The organism is Streptomyces sp. NPDC045846, assembly GCF_056431605.1.
On record NZ_JBWKKJ010000012.1, the window covers coordinates 1 to 17,882 of the forward strand.

Below are 17,882 nucleotides of genomic sequence, written 5' to 3' on the forward strand. Positions count from 1 at the left end.
GCCCGGTTACATTCCGAACCCGGAAGCTAAGCCTTTCAGCGCCGATGGTACTGCAGGGGGGACCCTGTGGGAGAGTAGGACGCCGCCGAACAAATCTTCAACGCTGGTCCCTGAACTTCGGTTCGGGGGCCAGCGTTTTTTTGTGCCCGCTCACCTGGCGTTCATGTGGCAAGAGGACGATCCGCTGTCATGGGGATGACAGCAGCGCTCAAGTCCGCCGGTGTCGCGACGGGTGACGAGGTGATCGTGCCGGCCTACGACACGGGGGAGTTGGCCCGAGCCGTCGTCGCCGCGGGGGCGGTGCCGGTGTTCGCCGACATCGATCCGCTGACCTACTGCCTGGCGCCGGAAGCCGTACGCGGGGCCGTCACGTCCAGGACCGCAGCCGTCCTGCTCGTCCGTCGCTTCGGGTATCCGGTGGACAGTGCGCCGTTCGCCGAACTGGTCGCCGGACACGGGCTGTTGCTCCTTGAGGAGGAGGACCGCCAGGGCCTCGGCGGTGACGCGGCCCAACGGCGGGCGCGGGCCGGGTACTTGGACCGGCGGCTTGTCGGAGTGGAGACGCCCGCACCCGCCGAAGGGCATGGCTATCAGCGGTACGTGGTGCGCGTGCCCGGGAACGGGCGGCCCGACCGGGACGCGTTCGCAAGGCTGTTGCGGCGGCGCGGGGTCGCGTGCGAGGTGCCGGTGCCCATCCCCGTACACAGGACGCGGGAGTTCAGGCGGGACGGGTGGGAGCTGGGCGAGACGGAGCGGGCCGCCGAGGAGACACTTGCGCTGCCCTCGCTCGACGGGCTTTCCGAGCCGGAATTGCGGCGGTTGGTGTCCGTCTGCAATGCGCTCGGGGGGCTGCTGCAACCCGCGTAGCCGGAACCGGTGACCGTGGTTCGGAACACCGTCTGATTCGGGGTATGCTTTATCTCGTTGGTGAGGGGGAAACCCCGAAAACAACAACCGGCCCCTATAGCTCAGTCGGTAGAGCGTCTCCATGGTAAGGAGAAGGTCTGCGGTTCGATTCCGCATGGGGGCTCAGCAATCTGAAAGGCCCCGCCCAATGGGCGGGGCCTTTCGCGTACCCACCCGGCCCTATCGGTTGGCCTGCTCCGGGATGCGCATGGAGAGGATCGCCATGTCGTCGGAGGCCGGTTCGGCGGCGAAGCGTTCCACGGCGCGCAGAACGCGTGCCGCGACCGCGCCCGCGGTGAGCCCCGTGCACGTGGCGAGGACGTCCGTGAGGCCGTCGTCGCCCAGCATGCGGGTGCCCTCGCGGCGCTCGGTGATCCCGTCGGTCACGCAGAGCAGGACGTCACCCGGGTCGAGGGTGATGGTCTGCTCGTACAGCTCCAGGTCCTCCATCACGCCGAGCAGCGGCTGCGGGTCCGCGGCCGGTTCCACCGTGCCGTTCTGGCGCAGCCGCAGCGGGAGGGGGTGGCCGGCGCAGACGATCTTCAGGATGGCGCTGCCGTCCTCCTGCGGCCACAACTCCCCGTACAGGAGCGTCAGGAAGCGGCTGCGGGCACCCTCGTCGAGGATCGCCGCGTTCAGGCGCTCCAGGACCGCGGGCCCGCCGAAGCCCTCGCGGGCGAGCAGGCGCAGGGCGTGCCGGGCGAGGCCGGTGACCGCGGCGGCCTCCGGGCCCGTGCCGCAGACGTCGCCGATGGCGAAGCCGTACGCGCCGTCCCGGATGGGGAAGAGGTCGTAGAAGTCGCCGCCCACCTCGTTGCCCTCGCCGGCCGCTCGGTAGATCACCTCGACCTCGACGCCCGGGATCTGCGGCAGGCCGGGCGGCAGCAGGGAGCGCTGGAGGGAGCGGCTGATGGCCATGCGCTCGGAGTACAGACGCGCGTTGTCCAGGGCGAGCGCGGCCCGGCGGGAGAGGTCCTCGGCGAGTTCGAGAATCTCCTGACGGAAATGGTCATCTGACGGCTTGCCAAGTGTCAGCATGCCGATGACGCGGTTGCGGGCGACGAGCGGCAGGACGACGGTTTCGCCGCCGACCGCGGCCGCGGTCGACAAGGTGGTGCCGAGACCGCCGCCCGTGTGCGGGCTGCCGGAGCGGCCGAGGTCGCGCATGGACACCCGGAGCGCCGCCTGGTGGGCCGCTTCGCCGGGGGCCGTCCAGACGCGGGCCCCGGGGGTCGGCACCGGCTCCGGCGGGTTGATCTTGGAGAGGAGGGCCTTGAGGCCGTCGATGCGCTCCTCGTCCTCGTGGAGCACATAGGAGAGGTACGGGTCCGAGGACTGGTCCGCGATCGTGTAGACGGCGCACCAGGTGGCCAGGGTGGGGACGGTCATCTGGGCCATCAGGGCCAGCGTCTGGTCGCGGTCCAGGGTGCCGGCCAGCAGGTCGGAGGCCTCGACGAGGAAGCTCAGGGATCCCCTGCGCAGGCGTTCCAGCTCGCCGAGGCGGGCCGATTCGACGGCCAGCGCGATGCGGTCGGCGGCGAACTGGAGGCGCAGGGCCTCCTCGTTGGAGTACCGGCCGGGCGATTCGGCGGCGACACCGAGCGAGCCGGTGAGGCGGCCCTCCACCTTGAGCGGCACGGTGACGACCGAGCGCATGCCGGTGCTTTCGAGGAGCGGAACCGCGCCGGGCACCGCCGCGAGGTCCTCGTGGACGGCGGGCATCCGCGCCGAGCCGTACCGTCCGGTCCCGGCCTCGACGGGGACGCGGGCGAAGCGCTGGCGGGCCGAGGGGAGGCCGGTGGTGGCGCGGACCTCCAGTTCGGTCTCGTCGTCGGTGGCGAGCAGCAGGAAGGCGGAGTCGCCGTCGAGCATGTCGCGGGCGCGTTCGACGGTGCGCTGGAGCAGGCCGTCGAGGTCGTCGGGGGCGGGGGAGCCGATGAAGACCTCGAAGGGGTCGATGTTGCGGCTCTCGCCCAGGGTGGCCGGGTCGGTGGCGGGCTGGCGGGCCGGGGTCTGAAGGACCGCCCGCTCGTCGTCGCGTACCAGCAGGCAGACCGTGGACGGCTCGCCCTCGGTGTCGCGGACGCGCAGGTGCGAGGCGTAGACCGGGACCACCCGGCCGTCGGCGCCCCTTATCCCGTACGTGCCTTCCCAGCGCGAGAGTTGGAGAGCCTCGACGATGCCGGTGGAGGTGCCGGGGGTGTGCGGCCAGGCCGCGAAGTCGGTGAGCGCCTTGCCCGTGACCTGCTCTGCGGGGTAGCCGAAGAGTTCCTCGGCGTCCTCGTTCCAGGCGCGTACGGCGCCGGCGCGGTCGATCTGGACGACCGCGACGCGGACTCTGCCGTCGGCGACGGGGAGCAGCGCGGTCGGCAGGGCGGGGCCGGCCGAGCGGGTGCCCACCGGCCGGTTGGGGAGGTCGAGTTGGAACCAGACGTTCTTTCTGGTCGGCGTGTACTCCACGCCCCAGCGGGAGGCGAGGGCGGCGCAGAGCAGCAGCCCCCGGCCGTTCTCTCGGTCGGGGCCCGCGATGTCGGCGGGGGAGCCGAGGAGCGGAACCTCACGTTCGGGGTAGCGGTCGGCCACTTCGACGCGTACGCCGTCGTCGGACCGCAGGCACAGGACGTCCGCCTTGGTGCCGGCGTGGACCACCGCGTTGGTGACGAGCTCGCTGGTGAGGACCACGGCGTCGTCGACGACGTCGGCGTACCCCCACCCCTGGAGGGTGTCCCGGACGAAGGCGCGGGCGGTCGCGACCGACCGCCCGACAGGGTCGAAGCTGGCTGCCGCCCGCGCGGTGATCACAGAACTCCTCGTACGCGTCTCGTCGCCCGGTGTTTCCTGCCGGGGCTCCGGAACGTGCTCTCCGGGAATCAACAGTCCCATGTCGGCCCGCCCCCTCCGGTGTCCCGTGGTCGTCCTTTGTGCCGCCCTCCCCCAAGCTTTACCGAGCAGAAGGGTACGAACCGCCCCCATGCCGGGCGGACCGGGGCGGTTGGACAGCCGGAAGCCAGGTTACTTACCTTCGCTGTCCGAGCGGATGCCGGTCACCAGTGTTTCCGCCCTCCGTGGGCGGGGACGGATATGCGAAGCTGCCGAACTGTTATGGCCTGGTTCGGCCATGGTGAAACACTGGGCATGTTTCCGGAAACAGCCCGGGCAGTGCGGTCAACCCTTGCGGGAGGGACACGGTGGAGTCTGGCGCAGCGGCGCGGGGCGTAAGCACGCGCGCGAAAGACGATCAGTCCCGGACTCAACAGGCCCGGAGTCACAAGCAGCGCGGAGGCAACGGGACGACCGAGGTGGACACGGCGGCCCTGCAGCGGCTGCTCGCCGCCCTCGCGTCCATGCGGGACGGGAATTTCCGCAAGCGGCTGACGGTCTCGGGCGATGGCGTGATGGCGGAGATCGCCGCCGTCTTCAACGAGGTCGCGGACCGGAACCTGCACCTGACCGGGGAGATCGCCCGGGTGCGCAGGATGGTGGGCCGTGAGGGGAAGCTGACCGAACGGCTGGAGAACGGGGCCTGTGAGGGCTCCTGGGCCGCCGCGATCGATGCCTCCAACGCGCTGGTGGACGATCTGGCGCGGCCGGTCTCGGAGGTCGGGCGGGTGCTCTCGGCGGTGGCCGAGGGTGATCTGGAACAGCGGATGGACCTGCGTTCGCACGGCAGCGACGGGGCCGAGCGGCCGTTGCGCGGGGAATTCCTCAAGGTCGGCAGGACCGTCAACAACCTGGTCGACCAGCTGTCCGCCTTCACCGACGAGGTCACGCGGGTCGCCCTCGAGGTCGGTACGGAGGGCAAGCTCGGCGGTCAGGCCCAGGTGCGCGGTATGTCCGGTTCCTGGAAGGATCTGACAGATTCCGTCAACACGATGGCGTACCGGCTGACGGCTCAGGTGCGTGACATTGCTCTCGTCACGACGGCGGTCGCCAAGGGTGACCTGTCGCGCAAGGTCACGGTGCACGTGGCCGGCGAGATGCTCCAGCTGAAGAACACCGTCAACACGATGGTCGACCAGCTGTCCTCCTTCTCCTCCGAGGTCACCCGGGTCGCCCGCGAGGTGGGCACCGAGGGCGAGCTCGGCGGGCAGGCGCAGGTGCCGGGCGTGGCCGGGGTCTGGAAGGACCTGACGGACTCCGTCAACGTGATGGCGACGAACCTGACGGCTCAGGTGCGCGGGATCGCCCAGGTGACGACGGCCGTGGCGAGCGGAGACCTGTCGCAGAAGGTGACGGTCAACGCACGCGGCGAGGTCGCGCAGCTCGCGGAGACCATCAACCAGATGACGGAGACGCTGCGTACGTTCGCGGACGAGGTCACCCGGGTGGCCAACGAGGTCGGCGCCGAGGGTCTGCTCGGCGGGCAGGCGCAGGTGCCGGGCGCGGCCGGCACCTGGAAGGACCTGACGGACTCGGTGAACACCGTGTTCCGCAACCTGACGACCCAGGTGCGGGACATCGCGCAGGTGACGACGGCGGTCGCCAGCGGTGACATGACGCAGAAGGTCACCGTGGACGTGGCCGGCGAGATGCTGGAGCTAAAGAACACTGTCAACACGATGGTCGACCAGTTGCAGTCGTTCGGTTCCGAGGTGACCCGGGTGGCCCGCGAGGTCGGCATCGAGGGACGGCTCGGCGGGCAGGCGGAAGTGCCGGGCGCGGCGGGCACCTGGAAGGACCTGACGGATTCCGTCAACACCGCCTTCCGCAACCTCACCGGTCAGGTGCGCGACATCGCGCAGGTGACCACGGCGGTGGCCAATGGCGACCTGTCCCAGAAGGTCACCGTGGATGTCGCGGGCGAGATGCTGGAGCTGAAGAACACCGTCAACACGATGGTGGCGCAGCTGTCCTCGTTCGCCGACCAGGTCACGCGGATGGCGCGGGACGTGGGCACCGAGGGACGGCTTGGCGGCCAGGCGCGCGTCGACGGCGTCTCGGGCACGTGGAAGGAACTGACCGACTCCGTCAACTTCATGGCGGGGAACCTGACTTCGCAGGTGCGCCAGATCGCCCAGGTGACGACGGCGGTGGCGCGGGGCGACCTGTCGCAGAAGATCGACGTGGACGCGCGCGGCGAGATGCTGGAGCTGAAGAACACCATCAACACGATGGTCGACCAGCTCTCCGCCTTCGCCGAGCAGGTGACCCGGGTGGCCCGCGAGGTGGGCACCGACGGCCGCCTCGGTGGTCAGGCGCAGGTGCCCGGCGTCGCCGGTGTGTGGCGCGATCTGACCGACTCGGTGAACGGCATGGCCGGGAACCTCACGGCCCAGGTGCGCAACATCGCCCAGGTCGCCACCGCGGTGGCGCGGGGTGACCTGTCGCAGAAGATCGACGTGGACGCGCGCGGCGAGATCCTGGAGCTGAAGAACACGCTCAACACGATGGTCGACCAGCTCTCCAACTTCGCCGAGCAGGTGACCCGGGTGGCCCGCGAGGTGGGCACCGAGGGCATCCTGGGCGGTCAGGCCGAGGTGCAGGGCGTGTCCGGCACCTGGAAGGACCTCACCCAGTCCGTCAACTTCATGGCCAACAACCTGACTTCGCAGGTGCGCAACATCGCCGAGGTGACCACGGCGGTCGCCGAGGGCGATCTCTCCAAGAAGATCACCGTCGACTCCAAGGGCGAGATCCTGGAGCTGGTGACGACGGTCAACACGATGGTCGACCAGCTCTCCAACTTCGCCGACGAGGTGACCCGCGTCGCCCGCGAGGTGGGCACCGAGGGCATCCTGGGCGGCCAGGCCCGGGTGCGCGGCGTCACCGGCATCTGGAAGGACCTCAGCGACAACGTCAACCTGATGGCCGCGAACCTGACGACCCAGGTGCGCAACATCTCCCGGGTCTCGGCGGCCGTCGCCAACGGAGACCTCACCAAGAAGGTGACGGTCGAGGCGCGCGGCGAGGTCGCCGAGCTCGCCGACACCGTGAACACCATGGTGACGACGCTGTCCTCGTTCGCCGAGCAGGTCACCAAGGTGGCCCGCGAGGTGGGCACGGACGGCATCCTGGGCGGCCAGGCGCGGGTGCCCGGCGTCTCCGGCACGTGGAAGGACCTCACCGAATCGGTGAACTCCATGGCCGACAACCTCACCGGGCAGGTGCGCCAGATCGCCACCGTCACCACCGCCATCGCGCAGGGCGACCTCACCAAGAAGATCGACATCGACGCGCGCGGCGAGATCCAGGAGCTGAAGAACACCATCAACACGATGGTCGACCAGCTGTCCTCGTTCGGCCAGGAGGTCACCCGCGTCGCCCGAGAGGTGGGCACGGAGGGCCAGTTGGGCGGTCACGCCCGGGTGCGCGACGTCGACGGGACGTGGCGCGATCTCACCGAATCGGTGAACGAGATGGCCGGGAACCTGACCCGGCAGGTCCGCGCGATCGCGGCCGTCGCGACCGCGGTGACGCGCGGCGACCTCAACCTGAAGATCGACGTGGACGCGGCGGGCGAGATCCAGGCCCTCCAGGACAACATCAACACGATGATCGCCAACCTGCGCGACACCACCGTCGCGAACAAGGAGCAGGACTGGCTCAAGGGCAACCTGGCCCGCATCTCCGGCCTGATGCAGGGCCGCCGCGACCTGGACGACGTGGCCTCGCTGATCATGACCGAGCTGACCCCGGTCGTCTCGGCTCAGCACGGCGCGTTCTTCCTCGCGATGCCGACGGGCGGCGGCCCCGAGGTGAGCGCGGACGGCGAGGGCTCGTACGAGCTGCGGATGCGCGGGAGCTACGGGTACTCGGCCGGGTCCATGCCGACCTCCTTCCGGCCCGGCGAGACGCTGATCGGCACGGCCGCCGAGGAGAAGCGGACGATCCTGGTGGAGAACGTGCCGCCGGGCTACCTCAAGATCTCCTCCGGCCTCGGCGAGGCGCCCCCGGCCCATGTGATCGTGCTGCCGGTCCTCTTCGAGGGCAAGGTGCTCGGAGTGATCGAACTGGCCTCGTTCCAGCCGTTCACGCACATCCAGAAGGACTTCCTCAACCAGATCGCCGAGATGATCGCGACCAGCGTCAACACCATCTCGGTCAACTCCAAGACCGAGGTGCTGCTCAAGCAGTCGCAGGAGCTCACCGAGCAACTCCGCGAGCGTTCGGCCGAGTTGGAGAACCGCCAGCGGGCGCTCCAGGCGTCCAACGCCGAACTGGAGGAGAAGGCCGAACTGCTCGCCCAGCAGAACCGCGACATCGAGGTGAAGAACACCGAGATCGAGGAGGCCCGGCAGGTCCTGGAGGAGCGCGCCGAACAGCTGGCCGTCTCCATGCGCTACAAGTCCGAGTTCCTCGCGAACATGTCGCACGAGCTGCGTACGCCGCTCAACTCGCTGCTGATCCTCGCCAAGCTGCTCGCCGACAACGCGGAGGGCAACCTCTCGCCGAAGCAGGTCGAGTTCGCCGAAACGATCCACGGGGCGGGCTCCGACCTGCTCCAGCTGATCAACGACATCCTCGACCTGTCGAAGGTCGAGGCGGGCAAGATGGACGTCTCGCCGACCCGGATCGCGCTGGTCCAGCTCGTCGACTACGTGGAGGCGACCTTCCGGCCGCTCACCGCGGAGAAGGGCCTCGACTTCTCGGTGCGGGTCTCGCCCGAGCTGCCCGCGACGCTGCACACCGACGAGCAGCGGCTGCTCCAGGTGCTGCGCAACCTGCTGTCCAACGCGGTGAAGTTCACCGACAGCGGCGCTGTCGAGCTCGTGATCCGCCCGGCCGGCTCCGACGTCCCGCACGCCATCCGCGAGCAGCTCCTGGAGGCGGGCTCGCTGCGCGACGCCGACGCCGACCTGATCGCGTTCTCGGTCACCGACACCGGCATCGGGATCGCGGCGAGCAAGATGCGGGTCATCTTCGAGGCGTTCAAGCAGGCGGACGGCACGACCAGCCGCAAGTACGGCGGCACCGGCCTCGGCCTGTCCATCAGCCGCGAGATCGCGCGGCTGCTCGGCGGCGAGATCCACGCGGCGAGCGAGCCGGGCCGCGGCTCCACCTTCACCCTCTATCTCCCGCTGCACCTCAGCGAGTTGCCCGCGCAGGGCTATCCGCAGCTCGCGCCCGGCGGGATGGAGGGCGCGGTCGGGCTCGCCATCGACGCCGTACGCTCCGACCTCGCCCAGCACAACGGCGGCACGCAGGCGGGGCCCACCACTTCGCAGCCGGGCACGGCCGGGCTGTTCAGGCGGCGCCGCAAGGCGCTCGGCGCGGAAGCGCAGCGGGAGGCCGCGCCGTCCGGGCAGGCCGGGCAGGCCGTCGGCACGGAGGAGAGCTGGGAGGCGGCGGAGCCGGAGCGGACGCCCGCGCGGACCTTCCAGTTCGCCGGCGAGAAGGTCCTGATCGTCGACGACGACGTACGCAACGTCTTCGCGCTCACCAGCGTCCTGGAGCAGCACGGGCTCTCGGTGCTGTACGCGGAGAACGGGCGGGAGGGCATCGAGGTCCTCGAACAGCACGAGGACACCGCGGTGGTCCTGATGGACATCATGATGCCGGAGATGGACGGGTACGCGACGACTTCGGCGATTCGCCGGATGCCGCAGTTCGCCGGTCTGCCGATCGTCGCGCTCACCGCGAAGGCGATGAAGGGGGACCGCGAGAAGGCCATCGAGTCCGGCGCGTCGGACTACGTGACCAAGCCGGTCGACCCGGACCATCTGCTCTCCGTGATGGAGGAGTGGATGCGAGGGAAGTGATCGTCGGCCGGGGGGAGCCCCGGGTGTCGTTGACTCACTGTGGCCGAGGGCGTGTGAGGCGGCGGTATTCGGGGAACCTTCTGGTCTCCCACTGCGTTTCTGCTACGTGCACAGTGACATCGCGGTGACAGGGTGTGGCGACAGGCGGGGTGCGGCTACCATGACCGGCACAAGGACGGGCGACGCAAGGGAGTCGTCCCCTGGGGCGGCGCCCGGTGCACTGCCGGGGCGAGGAGGACGGGCCATGGTGCAGAAGGCCAAGATCCTCCTGGTCGATGACCGGCCGGAGAATCTGCTGGCGCTGGAGGCCATCCTCTCTGCGCTCGATCAGACACTGGTGCGGGCATCGTCAGGGGAGGAAGCGCTCAAAGCGCTGCTTACGGACGATTTCGCGGTCATTCTGCTGGACGTCCAGATGCCCGGAATGGATGGGTTCGAGACCGCCGCACACATCAAGCGGCGCGAGCGGACGCGGGACATCCCGATCATCTTCCTCACGGCCATCAACCACGGCCCCCATCACACCTTCCGGGGCTACGCGGCGGGTGCCGTGGACTACATCTCGAAGCCGTTCGACCCGTGGGTGCTGCGCGCCAAGGTCTCGGTCTTCGTCGAGCTGTACATGAAGAACTGCCAGCTGCGCGAGCAGGCGGCGCTGCTGCGGCTCCAGTTGGAAGGCGGCCAGGGCGGCGCGGCCAAGGAGTCCGCGGGCCTGCTCGCCGAACTGTCCGCGCGGCTCGCGGCAGTTGAGGAGCAGGCCGAGGCGCTCTCCAAGCAGCTCGACGACGACTCGGCCGACGCCGCCGCGGTCGCCACGGCCGCCCACCTCGAGCGCAAGCTCACCGGCCTGCGGCGGGCGTTGGACGCGCTGGAGCCCGGGACCGGCGGCGCGCCCACGCTCCCCTCGCAGAACTGACGGCAGGGAACTGACGCCATGTCCGGCTGACATGGCGTCAGCATCCTTGGGGCGTACGACACGGACGGGTGATGCCGGAGGCACACGTGTCCACCGCCGCCGACCCAGGTAACCTCAGCACCATGGCCTCACGTACGTCCGGCAAGGGTTCCCAGGGCACGGCGGGCACCGCGAAGCGCACCGGCCGTACCCCGGCGAAGAAGGCTGCGCCCGCGAAGAAAGCCGCGGCCCCCAAGGCGCCCGCGAAGAAGACCGCACCGAAGAGGGCAACCGCCAAGAAGGCGGTGACGCCCAAGCCCGCCCCCAAGGCGGCACCGTCGCCGACCGGGGGCCTGTACAGGCTGGTGCGCGCCGTCTGGCTCGGCGCCGCGCACGCCGTGGGCGCGATGTTCCGCGGCATAGGGCGGGGAGCCAAGGGGCTGGACCCGGCTCACCGCAAGGACGGCGTCGCCCTGCTCCTGCTCGGGCTCGCGCTGATCGTCGCCGCCGGTACCTGGTCGAATCTGCGCGGCCCGGTCGGAGACCTCGTGCAGATGCTGGTGACCGGCGCGTTCGGCCGGCTCGACGTGGTGGTGCCGTTGCTGCTCGGCGCCATCGCGATCCGGCTCATCCTCTATCCCGAGAAGCCGGAGGCGAACGGGCGGATCGTGATCGGCCTGTCCGCGCTCGTCCTCGGCATTCTCGGGCAGGTCCACATCGCCTGTGGCTCGCCCGGCCGCAACGACGGCACCGACGCCATGCAGGACGCGGGCGGCCTGATCGGCTGGGCCGCGTCCAAGCCGCTGGAGTTCACGCTGGGCGACGTCCTGGCCGTGCCGATGCTGGTGCTGCTCACCGTCTTCGGTCTGCTGGTGGTCACCGCGACGCCGGTCAACGCCATCCCGCAGCGGCTGCGGCTGCTCGGTGTCAGGCTCGGCGTCATCGAACCGCTCCCGGAGGAGATCGGCGAGGAGGGGCTCTACGACGACGAGTGGCGCGAGGACGAGCCCGCGCCGCGCTCCCGGCGCCGCCCCGCCGCCCCGGTCGAGCAGGACCCGGACCGGGCCGAGGAAGAGGCACTCTCGCGGCGCCGCAAGCCCCGGCGCACATCGGTCCAACCGGCGTTTGAGAACGGCCTGGACCCGGTCGACGTGGCCGCCGCCGCGGCCGCGGCGCTGGACGGCGCCGTCCTCAACGGCCTGCCCCCCTCGCCCGTCGTCGCCGATCTCACGCAGGGCGTCTCCGTCGAGCGGGACCGCGAGCAGGCCACCCCGCTGCCGACCGCCCGCGCCGCCGAGACCGAGGCGCCCGCGGAGAAGGCGCCGAAGGCCACCCCCGGCGCCAAGCCCGTCGTCATGGATCTGACGAAGCCGGCGCCCCCCGCGGCCGAGTCGCTGCCCCCGCGCGCCGAGCAGCTCCAGCTCGCCGGGGACATCACGTACGCGCTGCCCTCGCTCGACCTGCTGGAGAAGGGCGGCCCCGGCAAGACCCGCAGCGCCGCCAACGACGCGGTCGTGGCCTCGCTGCAGAACGTCTTCATGGAGTTCAAGGTCGACGCGAACGTCACCGGCTTCACCCGGGGTCCGACGGTCACGCGGTACGAGGTCGAGCTCGGGCCCGCCGTCAAGGTCGAGCGGATCACCGCCCTCGCCAAGAACATCGCGTACGCGGTCGCCAGTCCGGACGTGCGGATCATCTCGCCGATTCCAGGGAAATCAGCTGTCGGAATCGAGATTCCCAATACTGACCGCGAGATGGTCAACCTCGGTGACGTGCTGCGCCTCGCGGACGCGGCCGAGGACGACCATCCGATGCTGGTGGCGCTCGGCAAGGACGTCGAGGGCGGCTACGTCATGGCCAACCTCGCCAAGATGCCGCACGTCCTGGTCGCCGGAGCCACCGGTTCCGGAAAGTCCTCCTGCATCAACTGCCTCATCACCTCGGTGATGGTGCGGGCCACGCCCGAGGACGTCCGCATGGTGCTGGTCGACCCCAAGCGCGTGGAGCTGACGGCGTACGAGGGCATTCCGCACCTGATCACGCCGATCATCACCAACCCCAAGCGGGCCGCAGAGGCGCTCCAGTGGGTGGTGCGCGAGATGGACCTGCGCTACGACGACCTCGCGGCGTTCGGGTTCCGCCACATCGACGACTTCAACGAGGCGATCCGCAACGGCAAGGTCAAGCTCCCCGAGGGCAGCGAACGCGAGCTGACGCCGTATCCCTATCTCCTAGTGATCGTCGACGAGCTCGCCGACCTGATGATGGTGGCCCCGCGCGACGTGGAGGACGCGATCGTCCGCATCACCCAGCTGGCCCGCGCGGCCGGCATCCACCTGGTGCTGGCCACCCAGCGGCCCTCGGTCGACGTCGTCACCGGCCTGATCAAGGCGAACGTGCCCTCGCGGCTCGCCTTCGCGACCTCCTCGCTCGCCGACAGCCGGGTCATCCTCGACCAGCCGGGCGCCGAGAAGCTGATCGGCAAGGGAGACGGCCTGTTCCTGCCGATGGGCGCGAACAAGCCGACCCGGCTCCAGGGCGCCTTCGTCACCGAGGACGAGATCGCTGCCGTCGTCCAGCACTGCAAGGACCAGATGGCCCCGGTATTCCGGGACGACGTCACGGTCGGCACCAAGCAGAAGAAGGAGATCGACGAGGAGATCGGCGACGACCTGGACCTGCTGTGCCAGGCGGCCGAACTGGTGGTGTCCACGCAGTTCGGCTCGACGTCGATGCTCCAGCGCAAGCTCCGCGTCGGCTTCGCCAAGGCGGGCCGCCTGATGGACCTGATGGAGTCCCGCAACATCGTCGGTCCCAGCGAGGGCTCCAAGGCGCGCGACGTCCTGGTCAAGCCGGACGAGCTCGATGGAGTGCTGGCCGTCATCCGGGGGGAGGCTCCCTGAGTGCGACCGCCGGCGGAGGGTGTTCAACTGGCAGATTCCGACCATTGACAGCCCATTTCCGCCGGACAGGTCCGGTCGGCTGACCGCCGACCGGACCAAACAGCACTCGTACGGGATGCCCGAGCAACCGTTTCCCTTGGCCGTACGTCAAGTTGAGGGAGACGTGGAAGCAAGTGTGGCCAGTGTTCCGCTGTCAGGGGCGCGGCCATACCGATGGCGTACAAAGTCCGCTCTCCCGGTTGCCCCACTCTTTCTTACCCCCCCTAGACTGAACACCCAGCAGGTGGCTCACGCTCGAAAGGCGCCCCCGTGTCCATCGGCAACTCTCCCGAAGACGACCGGCCTTCGATCGAAGACGACGGGCCATCGATCGGTCGTGCACTTCAGCAGGCCCGTATCGCCGCCGGACTCACGGTCGACGAGGTCAGTTCCATCACGCGGGTGCGCATCCCCATCGTGCACGCGATCGAGCAGGACGACTTCTCGCGGTGCGGCGGTGATGTGTACGCGCGCGGCCACATCCGTACGCTCGCCCAGGCCGTCCACCTCGACCCGGATCCGCTGGTCGCGCGGTACGACGCCGATCACGGCGGCCGTCCCGCGCCCACCCCCGCGGCCCCCCTGTTCGAGGCGGAGCGCATCCGGCCCGAGCCGCGTCGGCCCAACTGGACCGCCGCCATGGTCGCCGCGATCGTGGTGGTCGTCGGCTTCGTAGGCTTCACGATGTTCAGCGGCGGCAGCGACAAGGGCAAGGGCGGCACCTCCGTCGCCGAGGGCCCCAGCCAGCAGAAGCCGCCCTCGCCGCCGGCCAGCCCCGCCCCGTCCAAGCCCGCGCCGCCGCCCAAGCCGACGCCGTCCCCCTCGGACAGCGCGATCGCCGCCGTTCCGGCCGACAAGGTCACCGTGAAGGTCACCGCGGTCAACGACAAGAGCTGGATCTCGGCCAAGGACCACAACGGCAAGATGCTCTTCGACGGCCTGCTCCAGAAGGGCGAGGCCCAGACGTTCCAGGACGGCCAGCAGGTCGACCTGATCCTCGGCAACGCCGGGGCGATCGAGCTCTACGTCAACGGAAAGAAGATCGAGAGCAAGTTCGAGGACGGCCAGGTCGAGCGCCTGAGCTACACCAAGGGCGACCCGCAGGTCGGCTGAGTGCCGGCCCCGGCGACCCTCGCGGCGGGGGCGTGGGCCAGGACAAAGTAGTCTTGAGTCCATGCCCGAACGCCGCACCGTCGCCCTTGTCACTCTTGGCTGCGCCCGCAACGAGGTGGACTCGGAGGAGCTCGCAGGCCGCTTGGCAGCGGACGGCTGGGAGCTCGTCGAGGACGCATCGGACGCGGACGTCGCCGTCGTCAACACCTGCGGATTCGTCGAAGCCGCCAAGAAGGACTCCGTCGACGCCCTCCTCGAGGCCAACGATCTGAAGGATCACGGCAGGACCCAGGCCGTCGTCGCGGTCGGCTGCATGGCCGAGCGGTACGGCAAGGACCTCGCCGAGGCGCTGCCCGAGGCCGACGGGGTGCTCGGCTTCGACGACTACGCCGACATCTCCGACCGCCTCCAGACCATCCTCAACGGCGGCATCCACGCCTCGCACACCCCGCGCGACCGCCGCAAGCTGCTGCCGATCAGCCCGGCCGAGCGCCAGGCCGCCCCGGACGTGGCGCTGCCCGGGCACGCGCAGGACACCGCCCCCGAGGACCTCCCCGAAGGCCTCGCGCCCGCCTCCGGGCCGCGCGCCCCGCTGCGCCGCCGCCTGGACACCAGCCCGGTCGCCTCGGTGAAGCTGGCCTCCGGCTGCGACCGCCGCTGCTCGTTCTGCGCCATCCCGTCCTTCCGCGGCTCCTTCATCTCGCGCCGTCCCAGCGACGTGCTCGGCGAGACCCGCTGGCTGGCCGAGCAGGGCGTCAAGGAGGTCATGCTGGTCTCCGAGAACAACACCTCGTACGGCAAGGACCTCGGCGACATCCGGCTGCTGGAGACGCTGCTTCCGGAGCTCGCGGCGGTCGACGGCATCGAGCGGGTACGCGTCAGCTACCTCCAGCCCGCCGAGATGCGGCCGGGCCTCATCGACGTCCTGACGTCGACCGAGAAGGTCGTGCCGTACTTCGACCTCTCCTTCCAGCACTCGGCGCCCGGCGTGCTGCGCGCGATGCGGCGCTTCGGTGACACCGAGCGCTTCCTCGAACTGCTCGACACGATCCGCGCCAAGGCGCCCGCGGCCGGCGTGCGGTCCAACTTCATCGTCGGCTTCCCCGGCGAGACCGAGGAGGACTTCAAGGAGCTGGAACGCTTCCTCACGGCCGCCCGCCTGGATGCGATCGGCGTCTTCGGCTACTCCGACGAGGAGGGCACCGAAGCGGTCGGCTACGAGAACAAGCTGGACGCGGACACCATCGCCGAGCGGCTCGCGCACCTCTCGCGGCTCGCGGAGGAGCTCACCGCACAGCGCGCCGAGGAGCGCATCGGCGACACCGTGCGCGTCCTGGTCGAGAGCGTCGACGAGGAGGACGGCGCGGTCGGCCGCGCGGAGCACCAGGCGCCCGAGACCGACGGACAGGTGATCTTCACCCGGAGCGCCGGTCTTGCGCCCGGCCGTATGGTCGAGGCCAAGGTGGTCGGTACCGAAGGTGTCGACCTCGTGGTCGAGTTGCTCGGTGGGGCTGAGGAGGCGGGCAGATGACCGGAGTCCCGGCATCGGCGGCGGGCGGTACCGGCCGGACGCCGGCGCCCGGCGGCAAGCTGGGTGCTGCGGCCGTCAACCAGGCCAGCCTCTGGAACATCGCCAACATCCTCACGATGATCCGGCTCGTGCTCGTGCCGGGCTTCGTCATGCTCCTGCTCGCGGACGGCGGGTACGACCCGGCGATGCGGGCGTGGGCCTGGGCGGCCTTCGCCGTCGCCATGATCACCGACATCTTCGACGGACATCTGGCCCGCACCTACAACCTGGTCACCGACTTCGGGAAGATCGCCGACCCGATCGCCGACAAGGCGATCATGGGTGCGGCGCTGATCTGTCTCTCCGTGCTCGGCGATCTGCCGTGGTGGGTCACCGCGGTCATCCTGTTCCGGGAACTCGGCATCACGCTCATGCGTTTCTGGGTCATCAGGCATGGAGTGATTCCGGCCAGCCGCGGTGGGAAGCTCAAGACCCTCGCCCAGGGCACCGCGACAGGGATGTACGTCCTGGCGCTGACGGGTCCGCTGGCCACCCTGCGCTTCTGGGTGATGGCCGTCGCGGTGGTGCTGACGGTGGTCACGGGGCTCGACTACGTGCGCCAGGCGATCGTGCTGAGGCGCAAGGGACTTGCCGCGCAGCGCGCCGCCGGAGGGCCCGCGTCGTGAGCGAGGCGGCCCGGGTTCTCCAGCTGCTCACGGAGCGTGACCAGACGCTCGCTGTGGCGGAGTCGCTGACGGGTGGCCTGGTGGCCGCCGAGCTCACCGCGGTGCCGGGGGCCTCGCGGGTTTTCCGCGGTTCCGTGACGGCGTACGCGACCGCGCTGAAGCGGGACGTCCTAGGGGTGGACGGGACCCTTCTGGCCGAGCGCGGCGCGGTCGATCCCGCGGTCGCGTCGCAGATGGCGGCCGGGGTGCGCGAGGTTCTGGGCGCCGACTGGGGGATCGCGACCACGGGTGTCGCGGGGCCCGAACCCCAGGACGGCCAAGCGGTCGGGACGGTATACGTTTCGGCCGTTGGTCCGGCGGGAGTCAAGAAAACGGTCGCATTGCGGTTGAACGGCGACCGGGCGGAAATTCGTAGGGAGAGTGTACGCAGCGTGCTCGAACTGCTCTCCAGTGAACTCCGCAAGGATGGGCGGGCACAGGATACGGAACAGAACGGGGGGATTTGATGTTTGCAGCCCTGAGTGAACACGACATCGCTCCCCGCACGGCCGCGGCGCGAGGCGGTACGGTGGGGCGTGAAGGATGCGGCTACGCGGTCCGAGGAGGGAGCCACCGATGATTCTGCTCCGTCGCCTGCTGGGTGACGTGCTGCGTCGGCAGCGCCAGCGCCAGGGCCGTACTCTGCGCGAAGTCTCCTCGTCCGCCCGAGTCTCACTCGGCTATCTCTCCGAGGTGGAGCGGGGGCAGAAGGAGGCTTCCTCCGAACTGCTCTCCGCGATCTGCGACGCGCTTGACGTACGGATGTCCGAGCTCATGCGGGAAGTGAGCGACGAGCTGGCACTCGCCGAGCTCGCTGCCTCTGCGGCAGCGAGTGACCCGGTGCCGGTGCGTGCGCCGGTACGTCCGATGCTCAATTCGATCTCCGTGACGTCGGTGACTGGTGTGCCGACGGAGCGGGTGACGATCAAGGCGCCCGCGGAAGCGGTGGACGTCGTCGCGGCCTGATATCCAGGCGCGCGCCCAGGCTTGTACTGGGCCCCGGTTGGTCACTTGGTGACCGGCCGGGGCTCAGCCTTTTTCCGCCGCGCCCGATTCGGGGCTTCTGTGGCAGGGTGGTAGGAGATCGCGCAT

General features: G+C 69.9%; 10 protein-coding genes, 1 tRNA gene and 1 rRNA gene. 11 read left to right on the plus strand and 1 reads right to left on the minus strand.

Going from position 1 to position 17,882, the window contains the following annotated elements; genetic code table 11:
- The 3 genes from rrf to AC07F3_RS30525 form a co-directional block, all read left to right on the plus strand.
- A 5S ribosomal RNA gene (gene rrf / locus AC07F3_RS30515) occupies positions 1 to 91 on the plus strand; the annotation flags it as partial.
- A 98-nt stretch (positions 92 to 189) separates the two neighbouring features.
- Complete coding sequence (locus tag AC07F3_RS30520; protein WP_479117651.1) at positions 190 to 867, plus strand: DegT/DnrJ/EryC1/StrS family aminotransferase; 678 nt, start codon at positions 190 to 192, stop codon at positions 865 to 867.
- Between the two features lie 90 nt (positions 868 to 957).
- Positions 958 to 1,030 (plus strand) — tRNA-Thr (locus tag AC07F3_RS30525).
- Between the two features lie 56 nt (positions 1,031 to 1,086).
- Here AC07F3_RS30525 and AC07F3_RS30530 read toward each other — a convergent pair.
- Positions 1,087 to 3,789, minus strand: coding sequence for a SpoIIE family protein phosphatase (locus AC07F3_RS30530; RefSeq protein ID WP_479117652.1), 2,703 nt, complete (start codon positions 3,787 to 3,789; stop codon positions 1,087 to 1,089).
- 305 nt (positions 3,790 to 4,094) lie between these two features.
- On the opposite strand from AC07F3_RS30530, the gene AC07F3_RS30535 reads away from it, so the two are divergent.
- The 8 genes from AC07F3_RS30535 to AC07F3_RS30570 all read left to right on the plus strand — a co-directional run bounded on the left by AC07F3_RS30535 (position 4,095) and on the right by AC07F3_RS30570 (position 17,756).
- Complete coding sequence (locus AC07F3_RS30535) at positions 4,095 to 9,605, plus strand: HAMP domain-containing protein (RefSeq protein WP_479117653.1); 5,511 nt, start codon at positions 4,095 to 4,097, stop codon at positions 9,603 to 9,605.
- A gap of 244 nt (positions 9,606 to 9,849) precedes the next feature.
- The gene (locus AC07F3_RS30540) at positions 9,850 to 10,521 is read left to right on the plus strand and encodes a response regulator (protein WP_114040978.1); all 672 of its coding nucleotides are present in this window, start codon (positions 9,850 to 9,852) and stop codon (positions 10,519 to 10,521) included.
- 122 nt (positions 10,522 to 10,643) lie between these two features.
- Positions 10,644 to 13,403: a DNA translocase FtsK gene (locus tag AC07F3_RS30545; protein WP_479117654.1), complete on the plus strand. Its 2,760-nt coding sequence runs from the start codon at positions 10,644 to 10,646 to the stop codon at positions 13,401 to 13,403.
- Between the two features lie 309 nt (positions 13,404 to 13,712).
- Complete coding sequence (locus tag AC07F3_RS30550; protein WP_479117655.1) at positions 13,713 to 14,555, plus strand: helix-turn-helix domain-containing protein; 843 nt, start codon at positions 13,713 to 13,715, stop codon at positions 14,553 to 14,555.
- A gap of 61 nt (positions 14,556 to 14,616) precedes the next feature.
- The gene (rimO, locus tag AC07F3_RS30555) at positions 14,617 to 16,086 is read left to right on the plus strand and encodes a 30S ribosomal protein S12 methylthiotransferase RimO (protein ID WP_479117656.1); all 1,470 of its coding nucleotides are present in this window, start codon (positions 14,617 to 14,619) and stop codon (positions 16,084 to 16,086) included.
- Positions 16,083 to 16,751, plus strand: coding sequence for a CDP-diacylglycerol--glycerol-3-phosphate 3-phosphatidyltransferase (gene pgsA, locus AC07F3_RS30560; protein WP_479117657.1), 669 nt, complete (start codon positions 16,083 to 16,085; stop codon positions 16,749 to 16,751). The genes rimO and pgsA overlap by 4 nt, the downstream gene beginning before the upstream one ends.
- On the plus strand, positions 16,748 to 17,257 hold the full coding sequence (locus tag AC07F3_RS30565; protein WP_479117658.1) for a CinA family protein: 510 nt from the start codon (positions 16,748 to 16,750) through the stop codon (positions 17,255 to 17,257). Before pgsA ends, AC07F3_RS30565 begins: the two co-directional genes overlap by 4 nt.
- Positions 17,258 to 17,366: 109 nt before the next feature.
- Positions 17,367 to 17,756: a helix-turn-helix domain-containing protein gene (locus AC07F3_RS30570; protein ID WP_053726410.1), complete on the plus strand. Its 390-nt coding sequence runs from the start codon at positions 17,367 to 17,369 to the stop codon at positions 17,754 to 17,756.
- Positions 17,757 to 17,882 lie beyond the last annotated feature (126 nt).

Bases quoted from the DNA above. Each gene is read 5' to 3' on its own strand.
- AC07F3_RS30520 (WP_479117651.1), top strand. From the start codon at position 190: ATGGGGATGACAGCAGCGCTCAAGTCCGCCGGTGTCGCGACGGGTGAC.
- AC07F3_RS30530 (WP_479117652.1), bottom strand. From the start codon at position 3,789: ATGGGACTGTTGATTCCCGGAGAGCACGTTCCGGAGCCCCGGCAGGAA.
- AC07F3_RS30545 (WP_479117654.1), top strand. From the start codon at position 10,644: ATGGCCTCACGTACGTCCGGCAAGGGTTCCCAGGGCACGGCGGGCACC.
- pgsA (WP_479117657.1), top strand. From the start codon at position 16,083: ATGACCGGAGTCCCGGCATCGGCGGCGGGCGGTACCGGCCGGACGCCG.
- rimO (WP_479117656.1), top strand. From the start codon at position 14,617: ATGCCCGAACGCCGCACCGTCGCCCTTGTCACTCTTGGCTGCGCCCGC.
- AC07F3_RS30540 (WP_114040978.1), top strand. From the start codon at position 9,850: ATGGTGCAGAAGGCCAAGATCCTCCTGGTCGATGACCGGCCGGAGAAT.
- AC07F3_RS30570 (WP_053726410.1), top strand. From the start codon at position 17,367: ATGATTCTGCTCCGTCGCCTGCTGGGTGACGTGCTGCGTCGGCAGCGC.